Raw genomic sequence first — 431 nt, 5'->3', positions numbered from 1 at the left:
GGGCTGGTGACGTGACGGCACGACTCGCGAGGGTCTAGGAGAATGTCAGTCGGCGTCTTCGACGAGATCGAGTTCGCTGGCGTCGAGTTCCTCGTCGAGATAGGCAGTGCCCTCTTCGGTGATTCCATAGAGTCCGCGATGGACCTGTTCGAGCAGTCCGTATTCGGCCAGTTCACTACATCGGCTACTGGCGTGTTGTCGGACTGGCCCGCCCTTAGCTTCGATAGCAGACGGCGTGAGGTTCCCATACTCTCGGATGAGTTCGAGGATTCGATCATCAGAGGGTACCATCCAGTCCGCCTGTTTTCGCATGGTATCGGAATCTCGCGTTGCAGGACTCATAGAATCACCGATGACCGGTATTTGACGACGAGAAAACTTGAAGCTACTTACATCCGTCAACCAGCAATTAACAACCGTCAGTAAATTAT

General features: G+C 54.1%; 1 protein-coding gene. It reads right to left on the bottom strand.

Annotated features, from left to right (window positions below; translation table 11 throughout):
- Positions 1 to 45: 45 nt before the first annotated feature.
- Positions 46 to 312 (bottom strand): PhiH1 repressor, encoded by a 267-nt coding sequence (locus DVK07_RS21965; protein WP_199719743.1) that lies wholly within the window; start codon positions 310 to 312, stop codon positions 46 to 48.
- Positions 313 to 431: the final 119 nt, after the last annotated feature.

The organism is Halorubrum sp. Atlit-26R (genome assembly GCF_003666015.1).
Classification (GTDB): Archaea; Halobacteriota; Halobacteria; order Halobacteriales; family Haloferacaceae; genus Halorubrum.
This window is presented reverse-complemented; position numbering and strand designations above follow the sequence as displayed.

What these genes read in the sequence shown, in the direction of transcription:
- DVK07_RS21965 (WP_199719743.1), bottom strand. Translation starts at nt 312, where the DNA reads ATGCGAAAACAGGCGGACTGGATGGTACCCTCTGATGATCGAATCCTC.